The organism is Oleomonas cavernae (assembly GCF_003590945.1).
Classification (GTDB): Bacteria; Pseudomonadota; Alphaproteobacteria; order Zavarziniales; family Zavarziniaceae; genus Zavarzinia; species Zavarzinia cavernae.
In genome coordinates this window covers 414,569-430,828 of sequence record NZ_QYUK01000008.1, presented here as the reverse complement: position 1 = coordinate 430,828, position 16,260 = coordinate 414,569, and the positions used below count along the sequence as shown (strand labels likewise).

16 protein-coding genes are annotated in these 16,260 nt (G+C 64.4%); 5 read left to right on the top strand and 11 right to left on the bottom strand.

Translation table 11 applies throughout. From position 1 onward, the window contains the following. Positions 1-13: 13 nt before the first annotated feature. The 5 genes from guaD to D3874_RS02310 all read right to left on the bottom strand — a co-directional run bounded on the left by guaD (position 14) and on the right by D3874_RS02310 (position 6,216). Positions 14-1,321: a guanine deaminase gene (gene guaD / locus D3874_RS02330; RefSeq protein WP_119776028.1), complete on the bottom strand. Its 1,308-nt coding sequence runs from the start codon at positions 1,319-1,321 to the stop codon at positions 14-16. A gap of 202 nt (positions 1,322-1,523) precedes the next feature. Then, positions 1,524-2,606 carry a BMP family ABC transporter substrate-binding protein gene (locus D3874_RS02325; protein WP_119776025.1) on the bottom strand — a complete coding sequence of 361 codons (1,083 nt, stop codon included), beginning with the start codon at positions 2,604-2,606 and terminating at the stop codon, positions 1,524-1,526. A 36-nt stretch (positions 2,607-2,642) separates the two neighbouring features. Continuing rightward, positions 2,643-3,572, bottom strand: a complete 930-nt coding sequence (locus D3874_RS02320) for an ABC transporter permease (RefSeq protein WP_119776023.1) — start codon at positions 3,570-3,572, stop codon at positions 2,643-2,645. Then, positions 3,572-4,648 (bottom strand): ABC transporter permease, encoded by a 1,077-nt coding sequence (locus D3874_RS02315; RefSeq protein ID WP_233559795.1) that lies wholly within the window; start codon positions 4,646-4,648, stop codon positions 3,572-3,574. The genes D3874_RS02320 and D3874_RS02315 overlap by 1 nt, the downstream gene beginning before the upstream one ends. Further along, positions 4,648-6,216, bottom strand: a complete 1,569-nt coding sequence (locus D3874_RS02310) for an ABC transporter ATP-binding protein (protein WP_119776020.1) — start codon at positions 6,214-6,216, stop codon at positions 4,648-4,650. The genes D3874_RS02315 and D3874_RS02310 overlap by 1 nt, the downstream gene beginning before the upstream one ends. Before the next feature lie 209 nt (positions 6,217-6,425). On the opposite strand from D3874_RS02310, the gene D3874_RS02305 reads away from it, so the two are divergent. Further along, positions 6,426-7,319 carry a toll/interleukin-1 receptor domain-containing protein gene (locus D3874_RS02305; RefSeq protein WP_119776018.1) on the top strand — a complete coding sequence of 298 codons (894 nt, stop codon included), beginning with the start codon at positions 6,426-6,428 and terminating at the stop codon, positions 7,317-7,319. Between the two features lie 97 nt (positions 7,320-7,416). Here the strand turns inward: D3874_RS02305 and D3874_RS02300 are convergent, their stop codons facing one another. The 4 genes from D3874_RS02300 to D3874_RS02285 form a co-directional block, all read right to left on the bottom strand. Next, positions 7,417-8,493 (bottom strand): TIR domain-containing protein, encoded by a 1,077-nt coding sequence (locus tag D3874_RS02300; RefSeq protein WP_158595785.1) that lies wholly within the window; start codon positions 8,491-8,493, stop codon positions 7,417-7,419. A 122-nt stretch (positions 8,494-8,615) separates the two neighbouring features. Continuing rightward, a complete protein-coding gene (locus tag D3874_RS02295; protein WP_119776013.1) occupies positions 8,616-8,900 on the bottom strand; it encodes a ribbon-helix-helix domain-containing protein in 285 nt (94 codons plus the stop codon). A 32-nt stretch (positions 8,901-8,932) separates the two neighbouring features. Further along, positions 8,933-10,033 carry a BsuBI/PstI family type II restriction endonuclease gene (locus D3874_RS02290; protein ID WP_119776011.1) on the bottom strand — a complete coding sequence of 367 codons (1,101 nt, stop codon included), beginning with the start codon at positions 10,031-10,033 and terminating at the stop codon, positions 8,933-8,935. Then, positions 10,030-11,679: an HsdM family class I SAM-dependent methyltransferase gene (locus D3874_RS02285; protein WP_233559794.1), complete on the bottom strand. Its 1,650-nt coding sequence runs from the start codon at positions 11,677-11,679 to the stop codon at positions 10,030-10,032. The genes D3874_RS02290 and D3874_RS02285 overlap by 4 nt, the downstream gene beginning before the upstream one ends. Positions 11,680-12,034: 355 nt before the next feature. On the opposite strand from D3874_RS02285, the gene D3874_RS02280 reads away from it, so the two are divergent. After that, the gene (locus tag D3874_RS02280; RefSeq protein WP_119776005.1) at positions 12,035-13,399 is read left to right on the top strand and encodes an aminotransferase family protein; all 1,365 of its coding nucleotides are present in this window, start codon (positions 12,035-12,037) and stop codon (positions 13,397-13,399) included. A gap of 168 nt (positions 13,400-13,567) precedes the next feature. Further along, positions 13,568-14,056: a GNAT family N-acetyltransferase gene (locus D3874_RS02275; protein WP_119776002.1), complete on the top strand. Its 489-nt coding sequence runs from the start codon at positions 13,568-13,570 to the stop codon at positions 14,054-14,056. Here D3874_RS02275 and D3874_RS02270 read toward each other — a convergent pair. Together D3874_RS02270 and D3874_RS02265 are read right to left on the bottom strand one after the other, a co-directional pair. After that, a complete protein-coding gene (locus tag D3874_RS02270; protein WP_147385488.1) occupies positions 14,008-14,592 on the bottom strand; it encodes a hypothetical protein in 585 nt (194 codons plus the stop codon). The two genes, D3874_RS02275 and D3874_RS02270, sit on opposite strands and share 49 nt — an antisense overlap. Beyond that, positions 14,582-15,217 (bottom strand): acyl-homoserine-lactone synthase, encoded by a 636-nt coding sequence (locus D3874_RS02265; RefSeq protein ID WP_119775998.1) that lies wholly within the window; start codon positions 15,215-15,217, stop codon positions 14,582-14,584. Before D3874_RS02265 ends, D3874_RS02270 begins: the two co-directional genes overlap by 11 nt. 136 nt (positions 15,218-15,353) lie before the next feature. On the opposite strand from D3874_RS02265, the gene D3874_RS28315 reads away from it, so the two are divergent. Next, positions 15,354-15,563: a hypothetical protein gene (locus tag D3874_RS28315; protein ID WP_158595784.1), complete on the top strand. Its 210-nt coding sequence runs from the start codon at positions 15,354-15,356 to the stop codon at positions 15,561-15,563. Then, positions 15,520-16,254, top strand: coding sequence for a helix-turn-helix transcriptional regulator (locus tag D3874_RS02260; RefSeq protein WP_119775995.1), 735 nt, complete (start codon positions 15,520-15,522; stop codon positions 16,252-16,254). The genes D3874_RS28315 and D3874_RS02260 overlap by 44 nt, the downstream gene beginning before the upstream one ends. The last annotated feature ends 6 nt before the right edge of the window (positions 16,255-16,260 follow it).

The following is a 16,260-nucleotide window of genomic DNA, read 5'->3' as shown; positions in this document are numbered from 1 at the left end:
GACGCACAACGTCTCAGCCGGGCCTTTTGCGCTGGTGCCCGGCGACATAAGTCGCGGCGACATTGCGGTCGTCGCCCATGATCATCAGGACGAACAGCTCCTGTTCCAGGTCGTCCTCCACCGCGGTCATGCGGTGGGCCATGGCCGGGGTGGCGCGGGCATCGAGCACCACCACATCCGCTTCCGAGCCCACGTCCAGCGTGCCGATCTTGTCGGTCAGGCTCAGGGCGGCGGCATTGCCCCTGGTCATCATGTGGAAGGCGTCGAGCGGACGCAGCGTCTGGCGGCGCAGTTGCAGCACCTTGTAGGCCTCGCCGGCGGTCGCCAGCATGGAATAGCTGGTGCCGCCGCCGACATCGGTGGCGAGCCCCAAGCGCACACCGCCTGCGGCCAAACGGTCGCGGTCGAACAGGCCGGAGCCTAAGAAGGTGTTCGAGGTCGGGCAGAACACGGCAATCGAGCCGGTCTCGGCCAGGATCCGCACCTCGTCATCGTCGAGGTGGATCGAATGGCCGAACAGGGAGCGCGGGCCGGTGATGCCGAAACGCTCGTAGACGTGGGTGTAGTGGCGCGCCCAGGGGTAGGTCTGGCGCACCAGTTCGATTTCCTTGTCGTTCTCCGACAGATGGGTTTGCAGGTAGACGCCGGGGAATTCCTGCATCAGCGCCGCCGCCAACTCGAGCTGCGCGTCGCTCGAGGTCAGGGCAAAGCGCGGGGTCACCGCATAGAGCTGGCGCCCGCTGCCATGCCATCGCTGGATCAGGTATTTCGCCGCATCGTAGGAGCCCTGCGCCGTATCCATCAGCCAGGGCGGCGCATTGCGGTCCATCATCGACTTGCCGGCGATCATGCGGGTATTGCGCGCGGCCGAGGCCTCGAAGAATGCCTCGGCCGCGCCGGTATGCACGGTGCTGTAGACCATCGCCGTGGTGGTGCCGTTGGCGAGCAGTTCGTCGAGGAAGAAATCGGCCTGCCACTTGGCGTGATCGGGGTCGGCCAGCCGGCTTTCCTCGGGGAATGTATAGCGTTCCAGCCAGTCCATGAGCTGGGTGCCGAAGGCGGCGATGACCCGGCTTTGCGGGTAATGGATGTGCAGGTCGATCAGGCCGGGCAGGATCAGCTTGCCGGTGTGGTCGTCGATCGGGCAGGCGAGGCCCGGGAGCAGGGCAGCGGCCTCGCCCCGGGCGGTGATGCGGCCATCCTCGACCACCAGGATGCCGTCGCGCACGTAACGCAGGGCATCCGCGCCCGCCACGGCGGGGTCGGCAACAAAATCAAGCAGGCGCCCGCGCAGGGCGCGGCGGGGGGAGGAGGTGGTCATGCGGCCCAACTATTCTGCGTCCTTCGACAGGCTCAGGATGAGGAAAGTCTTTTTGGCATGAAGATTTTCCTCATGGTGAGCCTGTCGAACCACGCAACCATGCCGATCCCATGCTCGTCATTCCGGCGAAGGCCGGAATACATTGAGACGTCGCGTGCTGCCCGGAATGGATCCCGGCCTTCGCCGGGATGACGAACGACGATCAGGCCTGCACACCCTCGACGTACCAGTTCATGCCCAGCAGGTCGCCGTCGGGGATCGACTTGCCCTCGGGGATCTTGACCTCGCCCTTCTGGTCCTTGATCGGGCCGGCGAAGGGCAGGTAGGTGCCGGCGATGATGCCGGCCTTGATGTCGTCGGCTTCCTTGCGCAGCGCCTCGGGCACCGCGTCACCATAGGGCGCCATCGAGAGAAAGCCTTCCTTCAGGCCGTGCCAGGTGTCGCTGGTCTTCCAGGTGCCGTCGAGCATCGCCTGGGTGCGTTCGACGTAATAGGGGCCCCATTCGTCGACGATGGCGGTGAGCTGGGCCTTGGGCGCGAAGTTCTTCATGTCCGAGGCCTGGCCGACGCCGAGGATACCGCGCTGTTCGGCGATCTGCAGCGGCGCCGGGCTGTCGGTGTGCTGGGTCATGATGTCGACGCCCTGGTCGATCAGGGCCTTGGCGGCGTCGCCTTCCTTGCCCGGGTCGTACCAGGAGTTCACCCACACCACCTTCACTTCCGCATCGGGGCGCACCTTGCGCGCGGCGATCGCGGTCGCATTGATGCCCATCACCACTTCCGGGATGGGCACGGAGGCGATGTAGCCGATCTTGCCGGTCTTGGTCAGGCTGCCCGCGATATGGCCGACGATGGCGCGGCCTTCATAGAAGCGCGAGTTGTAGACGCTGACATTGGGCGCGGTCTTGAAGCCCGTGGCGTGTTCGAACATCACCTTGGGGAAGCTCTTGGCCACCTTCAAGGTCGGCTCCATATAGCCGAACGAGGTGGTGAAGATCAGCTTGTTGCCGCTCGACGCCAGTTGCCGGATCACCCGCTCGGCATCCGGGCCCTCGGCGACGCTCTCGACGAAGGTGGTCTTCACCTTGTCGCCGAACTTGGCCTCGATCGCCTTGCGGCCGATATCGTGGCCATGGGTCCAGCCGAAATCGCCCACGGGGCCGACATAGACGAAACCGATCTTCAAGGGGTCGGCGGCGCTGGCCCCGCGCAACGGGCTGGCGGCCAGGGTCAGGCCGGCGGCGGCCGTGCCGAGGAAGGTGCGGCGGTTGATGGGTCGGATCATGGTGGTGACACTCCAGCGGCGTTGAAGGCGAAAGGGTCAGCTTGCAGGCCGGAAAGGTTTGCCCAGACAGGCCGGCGCGTCCAGCCGTCCCCGCCAGGGGCCGGCCGAAATCACGGTGAGGACGATGATGGTAGCAAGATAGGGCAGCATGTTCATCACCTGCGCGGGCACGCCGATGCCGCCCGAGCCCTGCAGGTAAAGCTGCAGGATGGTCACGCCGCCGAAGATATAGGCCCCGCCCAGCACCCGCCACGGCCGCCACGAGGCAAAGGCGACCAGCGCCAGTGCGATCCAGCCGCGCCCGGCCGTCATCCCCTCCACCCACATGGGCGTGTAGGACAGCGAGAGATAGGCCCCGGCCAGGCCGCTGCACAGGCCCCCGAACAGCACGGCCATGTAGCGCACCTTGATCACGTCATAGCCGATCGAATGGGCCGAGAGATCGGATTCCCCCACCGCCCGCAGGATCAGGCCGGCCCGCGTGTGCTTCAGGAACCAGGCAACCGCGAAGGTGATCGCGACGGCGGCGTAGACCAGCACGTCGTGCCCGAACAGCAGCGGGCCGATGACCGGCAGATCGGACAGGCCGGCAATGTCGAGGTGGGCGAGTTTCTCCACCGGCACGCCGATATAGCCGCTGCCGATCAGGGACGACAGGCCGATGCCGAATATGGTCAGCGCCAGGCCGGTCGCCACCTGGTTAGCCATCAAGGTGAGGGTCAGGACCCCGAACACCAGGGCCGTGGCCATGCCGGCCAGCATGGCGGCGACAATGCCCAGGGCGGCGCTGCCCGTGCCCACGGTGGTGGCGAAGGCGATCACGGCGCCGGCCAGCATCATGCCCTCGACGCCGAGGTTCAGCACCCCGGCCTTCTCGGTCACCAGCTCCCCGATCGAGGCGAGCAGCAGGGGGGTGGCCGCGGCAATCACGGTGAGCAGCATGGGCAGGATGGTATCGATATTCATCACACCCCCTCCAACAGCAGCTTCACCCGCCGCACCCGGTAGCGCACCAGGAAATCGGAGGCGAGCAGGAAGAACAGCAGCAGGCCCTGGAACACGCCGGTCACCGCCTGCGGCAGGCCCACCGTGATCTGCGCATTCTCGCCCCCCAGATAGGACAGCGCCATCAGGAAGCCCGAAGCGATGATGCCCAGCGGATGCAGGCGGCCGAGGAAGGCGACGATGATGGCGGTGAAGCCATAGCCGGGCGAGACATTGGGCACCAACTGCCCGACCGGCCCCGCCACCTCGAAGGTGCCGGCCAGCCCCGCCAGGGCACCAGTCAGCAACAGGCAGAACCAGGTGAGCCGCGTGCGGTCGAAGCCGGCATAGCGCGCGGCGGCGGGGGCGGAGCCCAGCGTGCGGATCTGGAAGCCGATGATGCTGCGGGACAACAGCACCCAACCCGCCACGGCAACCGCCAGCGCCACCACGAAGCCCAGATGCAGCCGCGTCTCCTCCCAGATGATCGGCAGCAGGGCCGAGTCCGAGAACAGGCGCGACTGCGGGAAATTGTAACCCTGTGGATCTTTCAGCGGCCCGAACACCATCACCGCCAGGAACAGCGTGGCGACGTAGGTCAGCATCAGGCTGGTGAGGATTTCGTTCACGTTGAAGCGGGTCTTGAGAAAGGCGGGGATCGCCGCCCAGGCCGCCCCGCCGGCCATCCCCGCCAGCGCCATCAGGGGCAGGATGTAGAACCCGCCCTGTTCCCAGAAGGCCAGCGCCACCGCCCCGCCGCACAGGGCGCCCATGGTGAGCTGCCCCTCCGCCCCGATGTTCCAGATATTGGCCCGGTAGCCCAGCGCCAGGCCGACCGCGATCATGATCAGCGGCGCCGCCTTCACGCCCAGCTCGGCCAGGCCGTTCTTGGTCTCCAGGGGCGAGATGAAGAAGTAATACAGCGTCTCCACCGGATCGACGCCCAGGGCCACAAACAGGAAGAACCCCGCCGCCACCGTCGCCGCCACCGCGATGAACGGGGTGAGGTACAGCATGCGGGTGGAGATCTGGCGCCGCGCCTCGATCTTGTAGGCCATCACGCGGCCCCCCGATCAGGAACGGCTTCAGGCACGCCGTGGATGCCGCCCATCAGCAAGCCGATCTCCTCGACCGAGACGGTGGCGGTGGGCAGGGCATCGGACAATTGCCCGGCATTGATCACGCAGATCCGGTCGGTCAAGGTGAGCAATTCGTCCAGATCCTGCGAGATCACCAGGATCGCACTGCCGGTCGCGGCAAGATCGACCAGTGCCTGCTGGATCGTGGCGGCGGCGGCGGCGTCGACGCCCCAGGTGGGCTGTGCCACCACCAGCACCTCGGGCTTTTGCATGATCTCGCGCCCGACGATGAATTTCTGCAAATTGCCGCCCGACAGGCTGCCCGCCGCCGTCTCGGTGCCCGGCGTGCGCACGTCGAAGCGGGCGATGACCTCGGCCGCAAAGCGCCGCGCCTTGGGCCGGTCGAGGAAGCCGCCCCGGATGAAGCCCATGCGCTTGAAACCCGAGAGCAGGGCATTGTCGGTCAGCGACATGTCCGGTACGGCACCGTGGCCGTTGCGCTCCTCCGGCACCGTACACAGGCCCAGCCGGCGCCGCGCTGCCGGGCCCAGGCGGCCCACCGGCTTACCGTCGATCGCGACCATCTCAGCCGATGCCGCCCGCCGCTCGCCCGCGATGGCGGCCAGCAGATCGCCCTGGCCGTTGCCGGCCACCCCGGCCACGCCCAGAATCTCGCCCGCCCGCAGGGACAGGTGAATATTCTTCAAGGGCACGCCATGCGCCATCTCCGGCGCCATGCTCAACCCCTTCACCACCAGGCGCGCGCGGCCATCGCTGCCGCCGGCCTCACGCCTGGCGACGCTGCGGAATTCCGCCCCGATCATCAACTGCGCCATGCTGCGCGCGGTCTCTTGTCCCGGGTCGCAGGCGGCGACCACCTTGCCGCCGCGCAGGATGGTGGCGCGGTCGCACAGCTCCTTGATCTCGCCCAGCTTGTGGGAAATGTAGAGGATCGAGCAGCCCTCGGCCTTCAACTTGCGCAGGGTCTCGAACAGCCGCCCCACCTCCTGCGGCGTGAGCACCGAGGTCGGCTCGTCCATCACCAGCAGGCGCGGGGACTGCAGCAGGCAGCGCACGATCTCGATACGCTGGCGCTCGCCCACCGACAGGGTGTGAACCTCGCGCGCCGGGTCCAGCGGCAGGCCGTAGCTCTCGGACACCTGTTTGATGCGCGCGGCCAGGCCCGCCCGGTCGCGCCCCGGGTCGTCCATGCCCAGCGCCACGTTTTCCAGCACGGTCATCGCCTCGAACAGCGAGAAATGCTGGAACACCATGCCGATGCCGAGTGTGCGGGCGGCATGGGGGCTGGGCACGCTCACCTCGCGGCCATCCCACAGGATCTCGCCGCGATCGGGCTTCAGGATGCCATAGATCTGCTTGACCAGCGTGCTCTTGCCCGCCCCGTTCTCGCCCAGCAGCGCGTGAATCTCGCCCGCGCCGACACAAAACGAGACATCCGCATTGGCGATGACGCCGGGAAACGCCTTGGTGATCCCGCGCAGCTCCAGGCGCGGCTCAGATCTGACGGCGTCGTCAACAGGCTCCATGCGGGTCGCGGTCCCCTATACCCCGGTATCCCGCCAGTGCAGCATATCGCGATGCGGCATGACAACTGTGGTGTGGGACGAGGGACTTTTCGGGGAATGCGGGGGAGTGGGAATATTGCGGTGGCCGATTCGAAGTGAGTCGATAGTCGGAACGCCTTTACTTCAGATACAATTTTCGGAGGTGATCTACGCAGCCTCAGGAAAACTCCATGGCTAACGACGATACTATCCATGCAGGGTGGGATGCATTCATATCGCACGCGTCGGAAGACAAGGAAACTTTCGTGCGGCCATTAGCTAACGCGCTAGTCAGCTTGGGTGTTAGTGTTTGGTATGATGAATTCACGCTCAATATCGGCGACTCAATTTCAGAATCAATAGATCAGGGGCTTAAAAAATCTAGATATGGTATAGTCATTCTTAGTAGGAATTTTATGAATAAATCTTGGCCAAAACGGGAATTGAAAGGATTAGTTGCTTTAGAAATTAGCGGCAGAGGCCGAATTTTGCCTGTTTGGCATGAGGTGGAATACCTGGAGGTGGAACAATTTAGTCCGCCTCTCGCAGATAGTTTCGCGGTGCGAACATCCGATGCGGAGGCGGTTGATATTGCACTTAAAATCCTAAAAGTTATTCGGCCAGATCTCTATGCCGCACATCCGAGGAGCCAACTCGTTAATTTGGCAAACGGTCAAGCCATTGCGGAAATGCAGGATGAATTGGCTAGGCTACGAAGGGATATTTCAGAGTTCCAGTGTCCTTATTGCGGCTCCTATTTGGTAAGTAGTATTCAGGCGCCAATCGACGACCAAGGGAAACATTGGGATACAGTGAGAGAATTCGAGTGCGGCTTTAGCGACTTTGGGGGAGAGAAGCGGCAACTTTGCCCGTCAGATCCCGACTTTCCAATGTTCGACGACTATGAGTTGCTTTTTACTATGGAGATGGGAAATCCAACTCAATGGCTCTGCTATGCGCGTGGCAAAACGGAGGGCTCTCGCGCTGTACGGCTTCCTGATACATTCGGCACAACAAAAGAGGAAGCTTCTGAAGCCATGAGATCCGCTTACCGGAGAAAGGCGAGAAAAATTGATAGTCTTTAGTCTGTGAATATTAGAAATACTGCAAATAATAAAAACTTATAGCATAGTTATGAATCGGAATTGAATTCCATAAACTATTGGTGGAATGAATCTATTCTCAGTGAAATTCATTGAATGCTTTAAGAAGTTTCATGGTTGCTGGCATATTTAATTCGTCTCCAGAATATCTGCATTCATATAGACCTTGTAAATTTGAAGGTAGCTTTGCTCCTTCTTCGACTAATAAAATGAAATTCCTTCCGTAAAGGGCCATTGCGGCGCCTATCTCAATCAGAACATTACCATTTATTTGTGGATGTTCATTCCCGTCTTGATCTTTAATCATGCCCTCTAGGCCGACATGTATAACAGCCGCATGGCATGAACGCATCTCGTCCATAACCTTGTCGGGGACGGGCTTTGCAGCGGTTTCTCGCTCTTGAGCAACGATTGGTTCGAATTTCCCGAATGCAACTAATTCCTTAACCTGCTCAAGGATTTTTTTGTTCTTCCCATGAGTAATAAAAACCCTATTTCCATGCTGTGCGGCCTTTTCCGGCATAGAAATATCTGGATTGGTCGTACCAGGAATGGGATTTTTCCGTGACAACTCCTCTGAATTTGTATGCTCATCTGTAATTTCTTCATCGACATCATTTTTAGGATCGATATTTTCGATGAAGGCTCGGGTATTTAATTCATCAAAAACAAACCTAGTTGACTGCCCTTTTCTTCCAACAACAAGTTTTCCTAAATCCGCTCCCTCCGCAAGCTGAAAAAAGCATACTGCTTGATCATTTAGTATCTTGTCGCTATCTGAGGCGTCTGATTTAAAGTGTTGATGCCAGTGTGTGGCAACTTCGGTTGCAGTGAGAGCCGTTTCCCCTCTATGAATTGCTCTCTCAATGATTGCGACATATGGACTGATAGAAGACACTACCTCCTTTAGGGCGCTGGATCGTCTAGCGCCTTTGTCTTTTGATACAAGGCGACCTCGCTCCGTGAGTCTCATCTTCCCAGCACTTGTTTCTTCTATCAGGCCCCACACCTTTAAAGCTGAAAGCTTGCGACCATCCAGGATTTTTTCGTCCAGGACAGCCTTTGCTTCTGCAGTGTTGGCGCCGGTCGGCTTGGTGATCAGGTATCCGCACAAGGCATCAACATCTGCAAGAGTGGTGCGGATCGGAAGGGCCATTGCAGATGCTCCTCGGCAGATAGTCGATGCGCTCATAAATAAGAGGCTTTTATAAAAATGTCAACAAATTGAGGCGGCGATTGCCTCGATGTCCGCTTCGGCCGCCGGGCGGAGGCGGAAACTCATCGGGCGGCGGTGCGGCCGCCGGTTCGTGCCGCCAGCGCCGCCTCGATCCGCGAGAAGGCTTCTTCGCCATCCACGGCCGGCCCGCTGGCGAGGCCAGCGTCCCATTGGCGGCGTAATTCGTCGATCGCCTGGACGCGCAGGCTGCGGCGGGCCTGCCAGTCGCGCAGGGCCTCGCGCATCACTTCGCTGCTGGAGGCATAGTCCCCGTCCGCCACGGCCTGGCGCACGCTGGCAGCCATTTCCGGGGTCAGGGCGATGCTGATCTTCTCGACCTTGGCCATGGTGAAACTCCTTGTCGCCACGGTAGGAAACTCTACCGCCCGGCGCAAGCGGGGCCGGTCAATGCCGATAGAGGCACCGGGCTCGCGCCGCCATCGCGTAGCGCGATGATGTGGTCGGGTTCCGAGGCGAACCAGGCGAACGAGCCCCAGGCGAGTTGGGCGACGGTTTTCTTGAAGCCGGCGGATTCGCGGTCCTGATAGGCGGTCAGGAAGGCGATGTGCTTGCGGTCGAAGCCGGCGGCATCGGTGAGGGCATAGAGCGCTTCCTGGCGCCTCGCGGTCATGGCGCCGTCGGTCGCGACCACTTCGACGAAGACGATCAGCGTGTCCCGGGTGCCGAGGTCGGCCAGGATCAGGTCGGGCAGGTTCTTGTCGGCCTCGATCTTCAGGCCGATGGCGGCGGCGATCTTCTCGTCGCGCAGCACCACCTTGTTGCCGCTCTCGCTCAGCCACAGGATCGCCGGCTGCGTGAGGAAGGTTTTGGCGAAGACCTCGACCACCGCCTTGGTGATGAAGGAACTCGGCCCCGGTGCAAGTTGCCGGGTTTCGCCATTGGGGAAGGTGACGAGCACGCCCGTGTCGCGGGCGGCGGCCCCGGCGCGAATGATGTTCACCCGGGCCAGGGCATTCTTGCTGAGATGCATTGCCTGAAATTCGCCGATTGCCTGCTCGAGTTGGTCACCCGTCAGGGCGGGATCGAACAGGGCGGCGAAGCCGCGCTTCAGGGCATAGCGCGGCAGGCCGGAGGTCGTCGGCAGGTCTTCGCGCCGTGTCACGGCGCCCACCGCCACCAGGCCGTCGCGCAGGGTTTCATCGCGGATCGGCTCGCGTGTGTTGTCGGCGTACCAGCGCTTGCCCTCGATCTGCCCGCCTTTCCTGAGCACTGCATCGGCATAGGCGAGGCGTTCAGAATCTGCGGATTTTGCTGCCTGCTCGCCGGTCATGCGATAGACATGCACCGGCCCGAGGTAGCGATCGGCGCCTTCCACGGCCCCGATATAGAGGGCCGTGAACACCGTGCTGGCCGCCAATTCACGGACACAATAAGTCCGGTGCGGCGTGCCGTGTGGGAAAATCAACGGCAGGCGCCCGGCCACCAGCTCGCGTGATGCATAGGGTGGCAGCAGGGTCATCCCGCCTCGCCGCCGTAGAGCCGGTGGCACTCCGCCTCGATGCGGTCCTGGGTGGCACCCGCGGCGACCAGTTTACGCAGGATTGCCAGGTCTGCCAGGTCGGGCAGGGGGAGGGATTCCAGCTCGAAGGCGGAGACGGCGACGCTGCCGTTCATGCACCGGAACACCTGGTCCACGATCCGGCTGTTGAGAATCGCGGCGACCACGGCCGGCGGAACTTCAGGCTTGCCCGACGGGCGGATCATGTTGAGGTGATTTTCGACCACCACGCCGCCATGGGCCTGGATGAAGTCCGCAGGCAGTTCCGCAGCGATCAGCCGGCGCGCCTGTTCCTTCGCCGTCGTGCGTTGGAGCAGGACGCAGGGGCGATCGACCAGCAGCCATTCGTCGCCGGCCTCCAGCTTGAAGTAAGGGGCGTGGTTGCGCTTCTGCGCGCGGAAAATGAATTGACCATCAGCCGTTACCGCCTCGGCCCAGATCAGGGGAAAGGTCGCCTTGCCGCCGGGCCTGTCGCGCAGTTGGGGTTTGAAGCGGTTCCACACCAGCGGGCCGGTGGAGACGCCATAGCCCCAATCCGCCAGGCGCGCCGGCATCAACTCCACGCGGGCGATCAACGCGCTGTGCGCCGGGTCCCGCGGCGCCAACCAGGGCGCGGCACCGTCGGCGGGTATGCCGATGGTGCCGTTCCTGGTTACCTGGGCCTCGCTCTCAGTGGTGACATGCAGGTAGTGCACCTGGGCGCGGCGCGGGCCGGCGCCTTTGCGGTAGATCGCCAGCATGGTTTCCTGAAGCACATCCTCGAACACGCCCCGGCGCGCGTGGACGAAGTCGATGGCGACGGGCGGGGCCTGGCCGGCGAGCAGGCGGCGCAGGGCGGCATAATATTGCCCGGCCAGAAAGCTGGTCGGCGTCAGATAGGCGATGAAACCGTCCGCCTTGGCCCAGCGCAGGGCGATGTCGGTGAAAACCCCATACAGATTGGCGTGACCGTAAAGGCTGCGCGCATAGCGGCGGCGTTGATCGGGCGTCAGCGTGACGCGGCCATAGGGCGGGTTGCCGACCACGAGGTCGAAGCTCTCGCCGGGCGGCTCCTCCAAGGCATCGCAGACCCGGACCAGCACCGGCGCCGGCCGCCCGGCCGCCACGGTCAGGTCCGCGAGCAGGATTTCCAGGGCTCCCTGGGCCAGCCCCGCCGCATGAGGGTCCAATTCCAGGCCCAGCAGGCGGGCGGCGATCTGTTGGATGGCGAAAGCAGGCTCACACGGCCCCAGGGCTGCGCGCAGGCGTTGAGCAGCCTGAAACAGGAAGGCGCCGCCGCCCGCGGCGGGGTCCAGGATCCGCGCGGTGCGCCAGTCGAGGCCTTCCGCCGTCACCTGGTCCAGCAGGCGTTGCGTCAGGGCCGGCGGCGTGTAGAAGGCGCCCAGGGCGCTGCGCGTGTTGCCCGGCAACAGGGCGGGGTACAGGCCGGTGACGAGGTGAAGCCCTTCGATGACGGGCAGGGCCGCGGCCGCCGTCCCGATCCCCGCCGCCAGCCGCAGGGCGGCCGGATCGAGCGAGCCTCGCGGGGCGGCGAGTGGTGTACCGAGTACCAGCAGCGGTGCCGCTTCGGCGGCAAGGGCCTCCAGGGCGCGGCGGGCAAAGGTCACGGCCTGACCCACCCTTTGCGCTTCGGGAATTGTTTCGGCCCAAGCCCGCGCCAGCAGCCGCATGCGGCCGAGTTCGACGCGCGCAACCTCTACCGACGCCACGTTGAGATTGGCGGGCCGCGCTTTGACCGATCGCCTGGTCCCCATTGAGATCCCCCGAATCATGCGCAGGCCAAGTCAGCTTAGCGCCGAGTTCGCGAACGATGAAACCACCGGTAAATGTTCCATATTTGTTCTCGTGACAGAGTGCAAGAGGTTGTGAGATCCGGCAAGGCCTTTCACGCAAGCGTGCACCACCTATCCCCCGCCCCCAACCTCCCCTAAGCTGCCTCGCCAAGGCCCCAGAGGTTCGCTTATGCCCTCCGATCACGGTTCCAATCGTCGCCCGTCTCACCTCTTCTATCAGTCGCGCCTGCGCCGCCCGGCGGTCGATCGGGCAGAGGGGATCTATCTGTGGGATCAGGACGGGCGGCGGCAGATCGATGGTTCCAGCGGGGCCATGGTGGTCAATATCGGGCATTCGAACCCTTATGTGCTGGATGCCATGCGCCGGCAGATGGAGAAGGTCACCTTCGCCTATCGCCTGCATTTCGAAAACGACGCGGCCGAGGACCTGGCGGCGCGCACCGCCGCCCTGATGCCGCCGGGGCTGGAGCGGATCTTCTTCGTCTCCGGCGGGTCCGAGGCGGTCGAGTCCTGCCTGAAGCTGGCCCGGCAATATGCGCTGGCCACGGGGCAGGGCGGGCGGTGGAAAGTGATCTCCCGCTTCCCGTCCTATCACGGCAGCACCTTGGGCGCCCTGGCCGTCACCGGTTATGATGCGCTCACCCAGCCCTTCGCGCCGATGATGCGCGAGATGCCGAAGATCGCCGCCCCCACCGCCTATCTCGACCGCGACGGGCTTTCGATGCCCGAACGGGGCCGGCGCTATGCCGACCTGCTGGAGGCCGAGATCCTGGCCCAGGGGCCGGACAGCGTGCTGGCCTTCATCATGGAGCCGATCGGCGGCGCCTCCACCGGCGCCCTGGTGGCGCCCGACAGCTATTACCCGCGCATCCGCGAGATCTGCGATCGTTACAAGATCATCCTGATCTATGACGAGGTGATGAGCGGTGCCGGGCGCACGGGCAAGTTCCTGGGGGCGGAGCACTGGCCGGCCTCGCCCGACCTGGTGGCGCTGTCCAAGGGCTTTGCCTCGGGCTATTGCCCGCTGGGCGCCATGGCGGCGCCCGACTGGATGGTGCAGCCGGTGCTGGATGCCGGCGGCTTCCAGCATGGCCATACCTATGCCGGCAACCCGCTGGCCTGTGCCGCGGGCCTCGCCGTGCTCGACGAGATCGCCGCCCACGACCTGGTGGGCAATGCCGCGCGCATGGGGGCGATCCTTAAAAGTCGGCTGGAGGGGTTGAAGGCGCGCTTTCCCTTCATCGGCGATGTGCGCGGCAAGGGCCTGCTGCTGGCGGCGGAATTCGTCGCCGATGTGGAAACCATGGCGCCCCTGCCCAAGGAATTGAACGCCTATCAGCGGGTGGTGGACCTCGCCTATGAGCGCGGCCTGATCATCTATTCCCGGCGCACCCGCGGCGGGGTGGAGGGCGACCATTTCCTGGTCTGCCCGCCGATGATCATCACCGAGGCCCAGATCGACGAGATCATGGAGATATTGGTGGCGACTCTGGACGCGCTGGCGGCGGAACTGCACCTGCCGGTGAACGGGTGAGGGCGATGGCGACCTTCCTCGTCATTCCGGCGAAGGCCGGAATCCATGGCACGGCCGGGGTGATGCAACCGGGGGCACCACCCCTCGCATCGGCATGGATCCCGGCCTTCGCCGGGATGACGCGGTGGGGCATGGCCCTCTCCTCGCCCACGCGGCGGTGAGGGTAAGATGAGCGACATCATCATCCGCCTCGCCACCGTCGACGATGTTCCCGCCATCCACGCGATGATCGTCGGGATCGGCGCGGCGCAGGGGGAGGCGCACAAGATCACGAGCACGCCCGATGACATCCGCCGCCACGGCTTCGGGCCGCGGCCGGCGTTCGAGGCATTGATTGCGCAGGCCGGCGGGCGGGCGGTGGGGCTGTGCCTGTTCTTCCCGTCGTTCTCGACCTGGCGGGGCCGGCCGGGCGCCTATGTCCAGGATCTGTTCGTCGATCCCGGCCAGCGTGGCACCGGCCTGGGGCGGCGCCTGCTGGCCCGCACCGCGGCCCTCGTCGCGGCGCGGGGCGGGGCCTATCTGCGCCTGTCGGTGCAGGCGGACAATGTCGCGGCGCAGGGCTTCTATGCCCGCGTCGGCCTGCACCATTCAACCGCCGAGCGGATCCATCAGATCGACGGGGCGGCCTTCCTGGCGCTGGGGGCCGAGGAGGCCTGAGCCGGCCTGGGTTCCAGCGGCAGCACCATGAAGCCGTCGATGAACAGCGACGGTTCCTCGCGGAAGCCGTGCAGCAGTTCGGCCTTGCGGATCAGGGCGATCGGCGCCTTGTCCGCGAACAGGCGGAAGACATCGTCGAGGCGTGACACGGTCACCATCTGCCCGGCCATGAAGTCGCCGAACCACAGGCGCCGGCCCAGCGAACCGGCGACCAGCGAGCCGGTGGCGTCGAGCCTGGTTACGATGGTGGAGCGGCCGTCGGCCGGCACCAGCAGCCACAGATGGGCGGCGATGGCCAGGGCATCGTCGCGGGTGAGCGGCGCGAACTCGGGGAAATGCTGGCGGATCATCAGGTTGCGCAGAACCTGGGCGAACGGCGGCGAGCCCAGCAGGCCGTCCTTGAAATCGGCGTCGAGCTGTTCCCAGCGTTCGATCGTGTCGGCCAGCGTATCGGCCAGGCGCTCCACCCCCGGCCAGGCGGGCGAATAGACGGCCGGCTGCCCGAAGGGCGAAGGGCGCCGGGGTTCAGGCTGCATCTGCATAACCGCCTCCGATGCGCAGCAGGGGCTCGCTGATGGCGAAGGCGGCCCTGGTGCGCTTCAATGTCGCAAGATTGACCCGGACGAGGCCGGGGAACGTCACTTCGCCGTCGAGAACATCGCTGTCGCCCAGGCGCTCCATGGTCCAGCCCAGGGCGGAGAACATCTCCCACACCCGCTGGGTAACGACAAAGGTTATGGTATGCACCTCGCGCAGCAGGGCGAGCTCGAGCATGGCGCACAGCACGTCGCCGGCCGGATGGCCCCGGCGGTCCAGCGCGTTGCGATGATCGGCCCGCACGCAGCCGCGCGAGGATTCCCAGACGCCGGGCCCGGTGGGCAGGGCGGCGGTGACCAGGTGGCGGAAGACGTGGGTCAGGGTATGGGGCGCGGTGGTGGCCAGCATGCGCATGCTGGCGATGACGGCGCCGGTCTCGTCGCGCCGGATCAAATAGACGGTGGCCGGGCCGTCGAACTGGTCGGCCTCCAGCCCTTCCTGCGCCGCGGGCACCGGCAAGGACCAGTGCTTCTCGGCGACGAAGACCTGGTGCCGCATGGCGTGCATGGCGTGCAGCAAACGGCCGGATTCGGCGTGATTCCAAGGCCCGACAAGGTCGATCATGGTGCCCCCCTGCGTAACAGGGGTAATCACACCCGGATGGCGGAAAACTTGTAGCCCATCGCCGGGATGGGGGCCAAGGCGGCCCGGCAACCTGCCATGATGACGGGTAGTCGAGTTTTAAAGGGGATAAGCGCCGATGCCCGACAGCAATACGGCTCGACCCGAGCAGGGCCTCGAGGCGGAATTGATCCGCGTCACCAGGGGGCTTTATTTAGAAGGAGGCTACGAATACGCTAAGAGCCTGCTTGCCGACAGCCTGGTCCTCCTCTCCGAGCTGCGGCACGCCGACGCCAGGGGGCGCAATGACATTGCCGGGCCTGCAGAAGGAACTGATCGAGGTCATTGAGCGTTTCGACGCGCTGACCACGCCAGCCGAGATTTTCGAAGGTTTCGGCGATCTCGGGCGCCGTTTGGACCTGCCCTGGGTGTCCTGTGGCCCCTTGGTCAGCGGGCCGGACGCGGCCCCCGCGAACGAGACTTTCTTTCGCTACCCCGGCGGGTGGCTGGATTATTATTTCGGCCGCGATTTCCTGCGCCACGATCCGGTGGTGAAGGCCGGGCGCACCCTGTCCCATGCCTTCGCCTGGTCCGACCTCAAGGTCGAAAAGGCGCTGTCCAAGAAAACCGTGGGTTTTCGCATCATGAAGGAAGCGGCCAACGCCGGGCTGCCCGACGGCATGACCATGCCGGTCCATGGCCCCAAGGGCCGGGTCTTCCTGCTCAGCGTGGCCGGCGAGGGCGACCTGAAGTCGCCCAGCGTCCGGCGCCTGTTGCGCATCGGCGCGCTGTGGGCGCACGAGCGCCTGTCGGAAGCGCTGAACAAGACCGATGCCTGGAGCGGCCCGGCCCTGTCGGTGCGCGAGCAGTCCTGCATCATGTGGGCCTCGGAAGGCAAGACGGACGAGGAAATCGGCCAGATCCTGTCGATCTCGGCGGCCACGGTGTCGTGGAACATCCTGCAGGTGAAGAAGAAGCTGGGCGTCTATTCCCGGATCCAGGCCGTCGCTCATGTTATACGGATGAAAATGATCGACTGAGCGGCC